Source organism: Mycolicibacterium grossiae (genome assembly GCF_008329645.1).
GTDB classification, from domain to species: Bacteria; Actinomycetota; Actinomycetes; order Mycobacteriales; family Mycobacteriaceae; genus Mycobacterium; species Mycobacterium grossiae.
Genome location: NZ_CP043474.1, coordinates 5,143,562 through 5,156,850, shown reverse-complemented (window position 1 = coordinate 5,156,850; position 13,289 = coordinate 5,143,562). Strand labels below are relative to the sequence as shown.

General features: G+C 70.5%; 13 protein-coding genes. All 13 read left to right on the top strand.

Features of this window, described 5'->3' with window-relative positions; genetic code table 11:
* The first annotated feature begins 10 nt into the window (after positions 1-10).
* A complete protein-coding gene (locus tag FZ046_RS24675; protein WP_083298028.1) occupies positions 11-913 on the top strand; it encodes a coniferyl-alcohol dehydrogenase in 903 nt (300 codons plus the stop codon).
* On the top strand, positions 897-1,889 hold the full coding sequence (locus FZ046_RS24670; RefSeq protein ID WP_070351848.1) for a cyclase family protein: 993 nt from the start codon (positions 897-899) through the stop codon (positions 1,887-1,889). Before FZ046_RS24675 ends, FZ046_RS24670 begins: the two co-directional genes overlap by 17 nt.
* Positions 1,890-1,898: 9 nt before the next feature.
* Positions 1,899-2,462: an NADPH-dependent FMN reductase gene (locus FZ046_RS24665; protein ID WP_070351847.1), complete on the top strand. Its 564-nt coding sequence runs from the start codon at positions 1,899-1,901 to the stop codon at positions 2,460-2,462.
* Positions 2,463-2,467: 5 nt separating this feature from the next.
* The gene (locus tag FZ046_RS24660) at positions 2,468-3,289 is read left to right on the top strand and encodes an alpha/beta fold hydrolase (RefSeq protein WP_070351846.1); all 822 of its coding nucleotides are present in this window, start codon (positions 2,468-2,470) and stop codon (positions 3,287-3,289) included.
* Position 3,290: 1 nt separating this feature from the next.
* Positions 3,291-4,112 (top strand): SDR family NAD(P)-dependent oxidoreductase, encoded by an 822-nt coding sequence (locus tag FZ046_RS24655; protein WP_070351845.1) that lies wholly within the window; start codon positions 3,291-3,293, stop codon positions 4,110-4,112.
* 81 nt (positions 4,113-4,193) lie between these two features.
* The gene (locus tag FZ046_RS24650) at positions 4,194-4,877 is read left to right on the top strand and encodes a TetR/AcrR family transcriptional regulator (RefSeq protein ID WP_070351844.1); all 684 of its coding nucleotides are present in this window, start codon (positions 4,194-4,196) and stop codon (positions 4,875-4,877) included.
* On the top strand, positions 4,874-5,074 hold the full coding sequence (locus tag FZ046_RS24645) for a ferredoxin (RefSeq protein ID WP_070351843.1): 201 nt from the start codon (positions 4,874-4,876) through the stop codon (positions 5,072-5,074). Before FZ046_RS24650 ends, FZ046_RS24645 begins: the two co-directional genes overlap by 4 nt.
* Positions 5,071-6,300, top strand: a complete 1,230-nt coding sequence (locus tag FZ046_RS24640; protein WP_070351842.1) for a cytochrome P450 — start codon at positions 5,071-5,073, stop codon at positions 6,298-6,300. The genes FZ046_RS24645 and FZ046_RS24640 overlap by 4 nt, the downstream gene beginning before the upstream one ends.
* Positions 6,301-6,332: 32 nt before the next feature.
* Positions 6,333-7,499, top strand: coding sequence for an amidohydrolase family protein (locus FZ046_RS24635; protein WP_070351841.1), 1,167 nt, complete (start codon positions 6,333-6,335; stop codon positions 7,497-7,499).
* A gap of 68 nt (positions 7,500-7,567) precedes the next feature.
* Positions 7,568-8,743 carry a M24 family metallopeptidase gene (locus FZ046_RS24630; RefSeq protein WP_083298036.1) on the top strand — a complete coding sequence of 392 codons (1,176 nt, stop codon included), beginning with the start codon at positions 7,568-7,570 and terminating at the stop codon, positions 8,741-8,743.
* Between the two features lie 9 nt (positions 8,744-8,752).
* Positions 8,753-9,892: a M24 family metallopeptidase gene (locus FZ046_RS24625; RefSeq protein WP_070351839.1), complete on the top strand. Its 1,140-nt coding sequence runs from the start codon at positions 8,753-8,755 to the stop codon at positions 9,890-9,892.
* Positions 9,893-9,897: 5 nt separating this feature from the next.
* Positions 9,898-10,863: an enoyl-CoA hydratase/isomerase family protein gene (locus tag FZ046_RS24620; RefSeq protein WP_070351919.1), complete on the top strand. Its 966-nt coding sequence runs from the start codon at positions 9,898-9,900 to the stop codon at positions 10,861-10,863.
* Complete coding sequence (locus FZ046_RS24615) at positions 10,860-13,289, top strand: CaiB/BaiF CoA-transferase family protein (RefSeq protein WP_070351838.1); 2,430 nt, start codon at positions 10,860-10,862, stop codon at positions 13,287-13,289. Before FZ046_RS24620 ends, FZ046_RS24615 begins: the two co-directional genes overlap by 4 nt.

Below are 13,289 nucleotides of genomic sequence, written 5' to 3'. Positions count from 1 at the left end.
CGGGACGGCCATGGCACCTCCGCACGGCGCAATGGATTACGCCGGCCGCCGCGTCGTCGTCACGGGATGCGCGTCGGGCATCGGCGCGGCACTGGTCGACCAGCTCGTCGGCCTCGGCGCACACGTGGTGGGTCTCGACGTGCGGCCGCCGTCGAGCCCCGTGAACGAGTTCCACCACCTCGATCTGTCCGACCCGGTGTCGATCGACCAGGCCGTCGAGGCGGTGGGCGGTCCCGTCGACGCGCTGTTCAACGTCGCGGGTGTGTCGTCGGGCATCGGCAACCCGCTGCTGGTGGTCACGATCAACTTCCTCGGGACCCGGCGCTTCACCGAGGCGCTGCTTCCGTCGATGGTGCCGGGTTCGGCGATCGCGAACGTCTCGAGCCTCGCGGCCGCCGGATACCGCGCGAACGCCGCGGTCACGACGGGCCTGCTCGACACCTCGACCATGTCCGACGGCGTCGCGTGGTGCGAGGCCCACCCGGACGCCCTGGCCGACGGCGGCTACCGGTTGTCCAAGGAGGCGATCATCCTGTACGGCATGGCTCAGGTCGTCGCGCTCGGCGCCCGCGGCATCCGGATCAATTGCACCGCACCCGGCGTCACCGACACCCCGATCCTCGACCAGCTGCGCAGCGCCTACGGTCCGGAGTTCCTCGACTCCTTCCGGACACCGCTGGGACGCGTCGCCGGACCCGAGGAGCAGGCGAGCGTCCTGCTGTTCCTCAACAGCGCGGCGGCGAGTTATCTGACCGGACAGGTGATCTGGGTCGACGGCGGCACCGTGGCGGAGAGGATCTACGCCGGCCTCGTCACGGAGGGCAGTGCCGCGGGGGACGGGGCTGCGGGGGACGGGGCCGCGGGGGACGGGACCACGCAGGAGAGGATGGTGGCCGGTGGCCACGTGGACTGACTTCCAGCGCGTCGCCGCCGACGTCCGCAACTGGGGCCGCTGGGGTGACGACGACGAACTCGGCACCCTCAACCTCATCACGCCCGAGAAGGTCGCCCAGGCGGCGAGCCTGGTCACGCACGGCAAGGTGTTTCCCCTCGGCGTCGACTTCGGGTCCTCGGGGCCCCAAGGTGCGTTCCACTACCGCCAGAACCCCGTTCACGTCATGACCATCGACGGCGGGGACGAGAAGGCGTTGCGGCAGTACGGACCGTCATGGCTGCGGAACCCGAGCGCCGTGCAGCTGGCCGGCTACTCCGAGGCCGGACCCATGCGCTTCAACGACGACATGATCATCATGCCGCTGCAGGCCGCCACGCAGTGGGACGCCCTGTCGCACGTCTACTACGAGGATCAGCTGTACAACGGGTTTCCCGCGTCGTCGGTGTCGAGTCTGGGCGCCTTCCATCTCGGCATCGACAAGGTCGACGTCAAGGGCATCACCTCGCGCGGGGTGCTCCTCGACCTCGTGGCGCTCCGCGGCGTCGACACGTTCTGCGCCGACGTCGGCGATCCCATCACGCCCGCCGAACTCGACGCCGCCGCGCGGGCCCAGGGGGTGACCGTCGAGCCCGGCGACATCGTGCTGGTGCGCACCGGATGGTGGGCCCGGTTCCTCGACCACGGGGACGGCACCGAACCGGGAGCCGGTCTCGACTGGACGTGCGCCTCCTGGCTGCACGACCACCAGGTGGCGGCCGTCGCCGCGGACAACCTCATGGTCGAGAACCCGGCGTCCGGCGTCGACGGCACCATTCTTCCGCTGCACATGCTGTGTCTGCGCGACATGGGCATGATGTTCGGCGAGTACTGGGACCTCACCGCCCTGGCGCAGGACTGCGCCGCCGACGGCAGCTACGAGTTCCAGCTCGTGGCACCACCGCTACGCGTCACCGGTGGCGTCGGCTCCCCCCTGAACCCCATCGCGATCAAGTAAGGACCGACCGTGCCCGGACAACCCTTCATCGTCGGCATCGGCGGCACGCTGCGTTCGAACTCGTCCACCGAACGCGCGCTGCGCCAATGCCTCTCGGCCGTCGAGAGCCGCGGCGGCCGCACGGCGCTGTTCTGCGGCGACGACATCGACCTGCCGATGTACAACCCGCACGAGGAGACCCGCACCGCCAAGGCCGCCGCACTCGTCGGCGCGCTGCGCGACGCGGACGCGGTCGTGGTCGCCTCGCCGGGCTACCACGGCGGCATCTCTGGGTTGGTGAAGAACGCACTGGACTACATCGAGGACCTGCGCGGGGACGCGCGGGTGTACCTGGACAACACCCCGTGGGGCTGCATCAGCTGTGCCTACGGCTGGCAGGCCGCCGTCGGCACGCTGGGGCAGTTGCGCGTCATCGGGCACGCGCTGCGGGCCTGGCCCACCCCGCTCGGCGTCGCCATCAACTCCGCCGACCAGATCTGGGACGAGCGCGGCGATCTGGTCGACGACACCGTCAGCGGTCAACTCGACGTGCTGGCCATGCAGCTGGTGGCCGGCGCGGCGCGGGCGGCCTGACCGGCGTGGAGGTGCAGCGCAAATCCGTCATCGTCGACGGACTGGTCACCGGCTATCTCGAGGCCGGCACGGGCGATCCGGTGGTGCTGCTGCACGGCGGCGAATTCGGTGCCAGTGCGGACCTCGGCTGGGAGCACACCGTGGGCGCGCTGGCCGCGCGTCACCGCGTCCTGGCCCCGGACATGCTCGGCTACGGCCTGAGCGCCAAGGTGGTCGACTTCGTCGACGGTCGGGGTTCGCGCATCCGGCACGTCGCCCGGTTCTGCGAGGTGCTCGGGGTGTCCTCGGCGCACTTCGTCGGCAACTCGATGGGCGCCATCAACCTGCTCACCGACACGACGTCGGAGGCGCCGGTGCTCCCGGTGCGCAGCCTCGCGCTGATCTGCGGCGGCGGCGAGATCCGGCGCAACGAACACAGCGCCGCGCTGTACGACTACGACGCGACCCTCGACGCGATGCGGCGCATCGTCACCGCACTGTTCGTCGACCCGGCCTGGCCGGCCGACGACGAGTACGTCCTGCGCCGGCAGGTGTCCGCCACCCAACCCGGGGCGTGGGAGGCGATCGCCGCCGCGCGGTTCCGCCGGCCGGGCGCCCCCGCGCCGGCGACGCCGTCGACCGCACGCGCCTACGACCGCATCGCGGTGCCGACCCTCGTCCTCGAGGGTGGCGGCGACAAGCTACTGCCGACCGGATGGGCCGCCGACGTCGCCGGACGCATCGCCGGCGCGCGGTCGGCGGTGGTGGACGACGCGGGCCACTGCCCGCAGATCGAGCGTCCCGACGTCGTCAACGACCTGCTGCTGGACTTCCTGGAGGGATGCTGAGATGGCCGGAGAACTCGAGGGCAAGGTCGCCGTCGTCACGGGTGCCGCGTCGGGCATCGGCCGCGGCATCGCCGAGCGCTTCGTGGCCGAGGGCGCGTGGGTGGTGCTCGCAGACGTGCAGACCGAACTCGGCGAGGCCCTGGCCGAGGACCTGGGTGACGCGGCGGTGTTCCACCGGGCGGACGTCGGTGAACAGGCGCAGGTGGCGAACCTCGTCGACGTCGCCGTCGACCGCTTCGGCGGGCTGGACGTGATGGTCAACAATGCGGGCCGGTCGAGTCCGCTGAAGAAGGGGCTGTTCGACGAGGACTTCGCCGAATTCGACAGCGTCATGCGGGTGAACCTGCTCGGCGTCATGGCGGGCACGCGCGACGCCGGACGGTACATGGCCGACCACGGCGGCGGCTCGATCATCAACATGGCCTCGATCGGCGGCATTCTCGCCGGCGGCGGCGTCGCCACCTACCGTGCCTCGAAGGCGGCGATCATCCAGTTCACCAAGTCGGCGGCCATCGAGCTGGCGCACTACGAGATTCGGGTGAATTGCATTGCGCCGGGCAACATCCCGACGCCCATCCTGCGGTCGTCGGCGACCGAGGAGGACCGCGAGCGGCTCGAGAGGTTCGAGGCAAGGATCCGTGCGCAGATGCGCGACGACCGTCCGCTCAAGCGTGAGGGCACCGCGAACGACGTCGCCGAGGCGGCGCTGTACTTCGGCACGGACCGGTCGCGCTACGTCACCGGCACCGTGCTGCCCGTCGACGGCGGCACCGTGGCCGGCAAGGTGATCGTCCGCCCACCGCGCGGCGAGAGGCGCGACTGACGCGCCGTGGCGGCGCCCCGCCCGTTGGACGACCATTGGTTAAATCAATCGCTTGACTTAAAGGGGAACGCGGCGTTGACTATGAGCGTGACGGTCGACACAGTCGGGACGGCGAAGGTCAAGGCACCGCGAGCGGATCGCGCCAGCACCACGCGAGAGGCGATCCTCGCAGCCGCCGAGCGGCTCTACGCCGAGCACGGCGTCTTCGCGGTCTCCAATCGCCAGGTCAGCGAGGCTGCGGGACAGGGCAACAACGCCGCGGTGGGCTACCACTTCGGTACGAAGGTCGACCTGGTCCGCGCGATCGAGCACAAGCACCGCGGGCCCATCGAGCACCTGCGCGAGCAGATGGTGGCACAGCTCGGTCCGGCGCCCGACATGCGCGCCTGGGTCGCCTGCCTGGTCCGTCCGCTGACCGACCACCTCGAGCAGCTCGGCAACCCGACCTGGTACGCCCGCTTCGCCGCGCAGGTGATGACCGATCCCGCATACCACGGCATGATCGTGCGCGACGCGCTGTCCTCGCCGTCGCTGGTCGAGGTGATCAGCGGCATCAGCACGTGCCTGCCCGAGCTGCCCGCCGACGTCCGCGCCGAGCGAAATGTCATGGGGCGCAACCTGTTGATGCACAGCTGCGCCGATCGGGAACGCGGCCTGGCGAAGGGTGCCCCCGTGCCGCGCCTGACCTGGAGTGCCGCCGCGTCGGGTCTCATCGACGCCATGGTCGGCCTCTGGCAGGCCCCGGTCAGCGAGGAGCCCCGATGAGGGTGACCGTCGACCAGGACCGGTGCGTGTCGTCCGGGCAGTGCGTCCTCAACGCGATGGACGTGTTCGATCAGCGCGACGACGACGGCGTGGTGGAGCTGCTGATGCCCGAGCCCGGGCCCGAGTACGCCGACGAGACCCGCAAGGCCGCGGCCGCCTGCCCGGCCCTGGCGATCCACATCGAGGAGCACGGATGACCGACCTGATCGACGCGGCGGTGGCCGCGACCCCGGACTACCCGATGGAGCGCTCGGCGGGATGCCCATTCGCGCCGCCGGCGCAGATGCTCGAGATGAACCAGACCGCGCCGCTGTCGCGCGTGCGGATCTGGAACGGCAGCACGCCGTGGCTGGTGACCGGCCACGAGGTGGCCCGCGCGCTGTTCGCCGACTCCCGGGTCAGCGTCGACGACCGCCGCTCGGGCTTCCCGCACTGGAACGAACACATGCTCTCCACGGTGGACAAGCGGCCGCGGTCGGTCTTCACCGCCGACGCCGAGGAGCACACCCGCTTCCGCCGCATGCTGAGCAAGCCGTTCACCTTCCGCCGCGTCGAGGCGCTGCGCCCGGTGATCCAGGAGGTGACCGACGCCTGCATCGACGAGATCCTCGCCGGCCCGCAGCCCGCCGACCTGGTGGCCCGGCTGGCCCTGCCGGTGCCCACCCGCGTCATCAGCGACATGCTCGGCGTGCCCTACGCCGACCACGAGTTCTTCCAGGAGCACGCCAACGCGGGGCTCGCGCGGTTCGCCGCCGCGGACGCCATGCAGAAGGGCGCGATGAGCCTGCACCAGTACCTCATCAACCTGGTCGAGGAGAAGCAGGCGCATCCGGCGGAGGACGCCGTGTCCGACCTCGCCGAGCGGGTCACCGCCGGCGAGATCAGCGTCAAGGAGGCCGCGCAGCTCGGCACCGGTCTCCTGATCGCCGGCCACGAGACCACGGCGAACATGATCGGCATCGGGATCCTGGCTCTGCTCGAGCACCCCGAACAGGCGGCGCTGCTGCGGGATTCGGACGACCCGAAGTTCGTCGCCAACGCGGTCGAGGAACTCATGCGCTACCTGTCGATCATCCAGAACGGTCAGCGCCGGGTCGCGATCGAGGACATCGAAGTCGGCGGTGCGACCATCCGCGCCGGCGACGGCATCATCATCGACCTGGCGCCGGCGAACTGGGACCCGGCCACCTATCCCGCTCCCGACCGACTCGACCTCACCCGCGACGCCGGCCAGCAGCTCGGCTTCGGCTACGGCCGCCACCAGTGCGTCGGTCAGCAGTTGGCCCGCGCCGAACTGCAGATCGTGTTCCACACACTGCTGCGCCGCATCCCCACGATGGCACTGGCCATCCCGTTCGACGACGTGCCGTTCAAGCACGACCGTCTCGCCTACGGCGTCTACGAACTTCCGGTCACCTGGTAGTCAGGTCCGGCTCAGCCCGATTGGAGTCACCGATGTCCACCCCCACCGCCACGCTGTACCCAGCCGAGGGCTTCGGCGCGCCGAAGTTCCGCAAGGGCCACGCCACCCGCGAGCACGGGTTGCCGACCGACACCGAGATCTTCTCCGCCGACAACCACATCTCCGTTGCCGACGACATCTTCTACGAGCGCTTCCCCGAGGAGCTGAAGGGTGCCGCGCCGCGCATCTGGTACGAGGACGGCGCCTACATGGTCGGCATGAAGGGCAAGGCGTGGACGGGAGGCGACTTCGGCCGCGTGCTGATGCAGTACGACGACCTGGCCGGCGCGGCGTCCAATGACATCGACGCGCGCATCCGCGAACTCGCCGAGGACGGCATCGACAAGGAGCTGGCCTTCCCCAACGCGGTGCTCGCGCTGTTCCACTACCCCGACAAGTCGTTGCGCGAGCGCGTGTTCCGCATCTACAACGAGCACATCGCCGAACTGCAGGAGCGCAGCAAGGGCCACTTCCACGGTGTCGGCTTGATCAACTGGTGGGACCCGAAGGGCACCCGCAGCACGCTCGAGGAGCTGAAGTCCCTGGGGCTGCGCACGTTCCTGCTGCCGCTGAACCCCGGCAAGGACGACGACGGCAATATCTACGACTACGGCAGTACCGCCATGGACGCCGTGTGGGACGAGATCGAGGCTGCCGGCCTACCTGTCAGCCACCACATCGGCGAGACGCCGCCGAAGACGCCGTGCCAGAACAACAGCGTGGTGGTCGGCATGATGGTCAACGTCGACTCGTTCCGCGAGCAGTTCGCCAAGTACGTCTTCTCCGGGATCCTGGACCGGCACCCGAGCCTGAAGGTCGGCTGGTTCGAGGGCGGGATCGCCTGGGTGCCCACCGCCCTGCAGGACGCCGAGCACATGCTGGCCTCCTACCGGCACATGTTCAATCACGAACTGCAGCACGACGTTCGGCACTACTGGGACCAGCACATGAGCGCGTCGTTCATGGTCGATCCGCTCGGCCTGCGGTTGATCGACCAGATCGGCGTGGACAACGTGATGTGGTCGAGCGACTACCCGCACAACGAGTCGACGTTCGGCTACTCCGAGAAGTCGCTGAAGACCGTCGTCGACGCCGTCGGGCCCGAGGCCGCCACGAAGATCGTCAGCACCAACGTGAAGAACTTCCTGGGGATCGCGTGACGGCCACCGTCGCACCGTCGGCGGGATCGGCGCTCCTGGACATCCCCGACGTGCCCGACCGGGCCCGGATGTACCGCGAATGCGGCGCCCGGTTGCGCGCGGCGATGCGGGACGAGGGCGTCGACGCGCTCGTCCTGCTCGGCAACGGCAACGTGGTCTACGCCACGGGTGCCAGTTGGCCGCTGCTCGACGCCGGTCTCTCGCACGTGGAGCGGCCGGTGGCGGTGGTGCTCGCCGACGACGAGCACCCGCACCTGTTCATGCCGTTCCGCGAGGGCAGCGCCTTCGACACCGAGGTGCCCGCCGATCACGTCCACGGCCCGCTGTACCTCGAGTTCGACGAGGGCGTCGAGCGTTTCGGCTCCGTGCTCGCCGGGCTCGTCGCACCGACCGCGCGCATCGCCGTCGACGAACTCACCGGTGCGATGCGCCGCGCGGCCGGACGCCTGTTCCCGGCCGGTCCGCCGACCGACGCCGCCCTGGTGGTCGGGCCCGCGAAACTGGTCAAGACCGTCGACCAGATCTCCGCCGTCCGACGGGCCTGCCGCATCACCGAGCAGGCGCTCGGTGACGTCCAGCCCTACGTCGCTCCCGGCGTCAGCCAGCTGGACCTCTCGGCGCGTTTCGTCCGGCGGGCCTTCGAACTCGGCGCGACGACGAACATGATCGAGGCGATCTGGCAGGTGATGCCGACGACCCGCAGCAGCGGTGCGGTGTGGACCACCACCGGCGACCTGGCCCTGCCGTTGCTGCCGACGGAGAAGCCGTTGGCCAAGGGCGACGTGTTGTGGACCGACATCAGCATCACCTACGAGGGGTACTGCTCGGACTGGGGGCGAACCTGGGTGGTGGGCCAGGACCCGACGCCCGAGCAGCACGCGAACTTCACGACGTGGCGCGGCATCCTCGACGCGGTCCTGGCGGTCACCAGGGCGGGTGCCACCGCCGGCGATCTGGCCCGCGCCGCGATCGCGGCGAACGGCGGTGCCAAGCCGTGGCTGCCGCACTTCTACCTCGGTCACGGCATCGGCACCAACGCCGCCGAGATGCCCATGATCGGAACCGATCTCGGCGCGGAGTTCGACGACGGCTTCGTGTTCCCCGCCGGCATGCTGCTGGTGCTGGAGCCCGTCGTCTGGCAGGACGGCACCGGTGGGTACCGCGGTGAGGAGATCGTGATCATCACCGAGGACGGCTACCAGTCCATCACCGACTACCCGTACGCGCCCTACGGGCCGAGCTGAGGCGAGAACATGGCAGAAGACATCGTCCCCGACGGCCCGGTGCTGCGCGCCGGGCGCCGTGAGCGCGCCATCGCCCAGATGGACGCCCACGGCCTCGACGTCCTGGTGCTCGGCCGACAGGCCAACGTCCGGTACGTCACCGGAGCGCCGCAGCTGTGGGTGGCGGGCACCCGGCCGTTCGCACCGATCTGCGTGCTGGTGCGCGCCACCGGTGACATCCACCTCAACAGCACATGGGACGAGGGCATCCCCGAGGAAATCGGACACGAGCACCTCTACGGGCTGGCCTGGAACCCGATGACCATCATCGAGGTCCTCAAGGGCATCGAGGGCGCCGCGGACGCCAAGCGCGTCGGTACCGACGCCATGTCGCCGTCGTTCGCGCGATTGCTACCGATGGCCTTCCCCCGGGCGGAGTTCGTCGACGCCGAGGTGGCGATGAAGGCGGCGCGCCGGACCAAGACGGCCGAGGAGATCGAGGTCCTGCGCGGGGCACTGGCCGTCGCCGAGCGCGGGCTCGCCGCGGCGGTCTCCGAACTCGCCGTGGGGATGACCGAGCAGGGGCTCAACGGCGTCCTCATGGAGGCGATGACCGCGGGCGGGTACAGCACGTCGGCCACCCAGGACGGGGCGTGGATCACCTCGCCCGAACACGCCTGGCGCGTCGGTCGGCGCGATCGCCGGATCGCCGACGGCGATCTGGTGGCCTTCGCCGCCGGTGCGCTGGCCGACGGATACGTCGGCGAGGTCGGCCGCACCTGGCCGGTCGGCGGCGCGTCGGACGCCCCAGGGGTGCGAGCGCTGTTCCGTCGCTCGAACGCGTTGTGGGAGCGCCTCGTCGAGGTGTGTCGTCCGGGTGCCTCGGCCGGCGGTCTGCTGGACGCCTACGACGACGCGGGTGAGGCGCTGCCGCCCATCCCGGTCGCACACGGCCTCGGCCTGGGTTTCGACCCGCCGGTGATCTCGCCCGACCTGCCCCGGACCGTGGCCGACGAGCGGCTGGATCCCGGCATGGTGCTCGCCGTCAGCGCGTACGTGTGGGAACCCGGCGTCGGTGCGGTGTTCCACCGCGACGCCGTCCTCGTCGGCGACGACGGCCCCGAGGTGCTCACGTCGAGCCCGGCGTGGGCGCAGGCCGTCAGCTTCTGACGCCGATGCCCGCTCGCGCGCAGGAGCCGCCGCCGCCCGAGGAGATCGTCCGCTACGCCAAGGACCCCGACACCAAGATCGCGACGATCACCTTCGACCGTCCGGAGTACCTGAATGCGCCGACGTCGGCGGCGCGGCTGCGCTACGCCGACCTGCTGCGCGGCATCACGGTCGACGACGACGTGAAGGTCGTGGTCATCCGCGGCGTGGGCGAGAACCTGGGCAGCGGCGCCGATCTGCCGGACTTCATGGCGGGCACGGACGCCGATCGGCTCGCCGAACTGCGGATCGACGACCCGGACGTCGTGCACCCACCGCAGGGCTCCTTCCGGCACGGCGCCACGATGGGCGCCTGGTACGCCAACGTGGCCGCGGGCAATCGTGCGCTGCAGGAGTGCAAGAAGATCAGCATCGTCGAGGCGAAGGGCTACTGCTACGGCTGGCACTTCTACCAGTGCGCCGACGCCGATCTCGTCATCGCGAGCGACGATGCGCTGTTCGGCCATCCGTCGTTTCGCTACTTCGGCTGGGGGCCACGGATGTGGACGTGGGTGCTCACCATGGGTCTGCGGCCCTTTCAGGAGATGGTGTTCACCGGACGTCCCTTCACCGCCGCGCAGATGAAGGAGTGCAACTTCCTCAACACCGTCGTCGCCCGCGAGGACCTCGAGGCCGAGGTGGCGAAGTATGCACGGGCGTGTGCACGGAACCGCCCGGTGGACAGCGTCTTTCAACAGAAGATGTTCTTCGAGGTGGTCAAGCAGTTCCAGGGCGAGTACCTCGGCAGCCTGCTGTCGGCGGTGTTCGAGTCCCTCGGCGGCACGGCCCGTCCCGACGCCGGGGACTTCATGCTGGCCGACGCGCTCGACGCGGGTCTCGCCGACGCCGTCAACGCCAATGACGCGGACTTCCCGCCCGAGTTCCGGCTGAGCAAGTCGGCGCGGAACCCGTCGCCGGAAGCGTCGCCGTGACCGCCGCCGAGCCGCCGCTGCGGGGCTACGCCGTGGTCGACCTGTCGACCGGGATCGCCGGCGCCTACTGCACCAAGATGCTCGCCGACGCCGGGGCCGACGTCGTCAAGATCGAGGCGCCCGAGGGGGATCCGCTGCGGACGTGGTCGGCGTCGGGCGCCGAGACCCGTGGCCACGGCGCCCTGTTCGCCTTCCTGGCCGCCGGGAAGCAGAGCGTCGTCGCCGATCCCGGCGACGCAGCGGACCTCGCGATGGTGGACCGGCTGATCGCGTCGGCCGACGCGGTCGTGTGGTCGCGCGGATCCCGTCTCGCCGCAGCCGACGCGTACGCGCCCGCCGCCATCTTCGCCCGCCACCCGCATCTGGTGGTCACCTCGCTCACGCCGTTCGGGCTGGACGGGCCGTGGTCGGACCGGGCGGCGACGGAATTCACGTTGCAGGCCTGGTCGGGCGGGGCGATCGGCATCGGGCGCGGATCCCAGGACCGCGCGCCCGTGCACGTGGGCGGTCAGGTCGGGGAGTGGCTCGCCGGCGCCTACGCGTCCGCCCTGACACTGGCGTTCCGGGAGCGGGCGCTGCGGGACGGCAACGGCGAACTCCTCGACCTGTCGATGCTCGAGACGCAGGTGCTCTGCCTCACCTACTACCCGGTGACCTACCAGGAGATGCTCGGTCGGCCCTGGCGGACCGAACGGAAGCCGACGGTGCCCGGGGTGGCGCAGGCGGCGGACGGTCTCGTCGCGCTCGGCTGCGGCACGGCCCAGCAGTGGTTCGACCTGTGCGCCATGTCGGGCCACGACGAGTGGATCGACGAATCGTCGGACCTCACGATCACCCAGCAGGCGAACCTCCACGCCGACGAGTTGTACCGGTGGCTGCGGGAGCAACGCGTCGACGACGTCCGCGACCTCGCCTCGGCGTTCCGCATCCCCAACTCGCCGGTGGCCAACGGCGAGAACGTGACCGGCATGGACCACTACGTCGCCCGCGGCGCCTTCACGTCGCATCCCGACGGCTTCCTCCAACCCGCGCATCCCTACCGGATCGGTGAGGTGGCACTGCATCCGCCGCGACCCGCACCGCGGCTGGGCGAGCACACCGCCGCGCACCGCGCGGCGGAAACCCGGGCACGGCCCCGGGTCGCGGTCACCGGTGACGGTGACGGTGGACTGCCGCTTCGGGGTCTGCGCGTACTGGACATGACGACCTTCTGGGCGGGTCCGTCGTGCAGCCACGCCCTGGCGATGCTCGGCGCGGAGGTCATCCACCTGGAGTCGACGCGTCGCCCCGATGGCACCCGGCTGATCGCCGGCATCCCGGCCACCGAGCCGCGGTGGTGGGAGCGCTCACCCATCTTCTCGGCGCTCAACACCAACAAAGCGGGCCTGACGCTGGACTTCCAGACCGAGGCGGGACGCGACGTACTGAAACGGCTGATCGGCACGTGCGACGTGGTGCTCGAGAACTTCACCCCACGCGTCATCGATCAGCTGGGGCTGGACTTCGCCGCGGTGCGGGCGCTGCGCGACGACGTCATCATGGTGCGCATGCCGGGCTTCGGCCTGGACGGGCCGTGGCGCGACAACCCGGCGTTCGCCTACATCATCGAGGACGCCTCCGGAATCAGTTGGCTCACCGGGTATCCCGACCGCAACCCGTACGAGCCCTACTCACTCGGCGACCCCAACGCCGGCCTGCACGCGCTGAGCGCCGTCCTGCTCGCCCTCGAGCACCGTCGCCGCACCGGCGAGGGCGTGCTCGTCGAGGCGGCGATGGTCGATGCGGCGCTGAACGTGGCCGCCGAGCAGGTGGTCGAACACAGTGCGTACGGCGCGCTGCTGCAGCGCGACGGCAATCGCGGCCCGGCGGCGGCACCGCAGAACCTCTACCAGGTCGACGGAATCGACGAGTTCGGCCGCGACGACTGCTGGGTGGCGATCGCCGTGGCCGACGACGCGCAGTGGCGGGCACTCCGGGACGCGTTGGGACGACCACCGTGGGCGATGGATCCGGCGCTGGACGGCTCGGCGGGACGGCGCGCCCACCACGATGCGATCGACCGAGACCTGGGTGCGTGGTGCCGGCAGCGCACCGGCGACGAGGTCGTCGCCACGCTGTGGCCCGCCGGCGTGCCGGTCGCGAAAGTGCTGCAGCCGCACCGGCAGACCGAACTCGAGCAGCTGGCTCACCGCGGGTTCTTCGCCCGTGTCGACCATCCGGTGAACCCGGCGTCGCTGCACAGCACACTGCCGGTGCGGCTGGCCTCCGGACCGGTGCGCTGGCACCGGCATCCGGCGCCGCTGCTCGGCCAGCACAACCGGCAGATCCTGGCCGAGGTGGGGCTGAGTGACGCGGAGATCGACCGGTTGCACGACGAGGGGGTCATCGGCACCGAGCCCGCGGGTCGCCGTGCGCCTGCGCGCTAA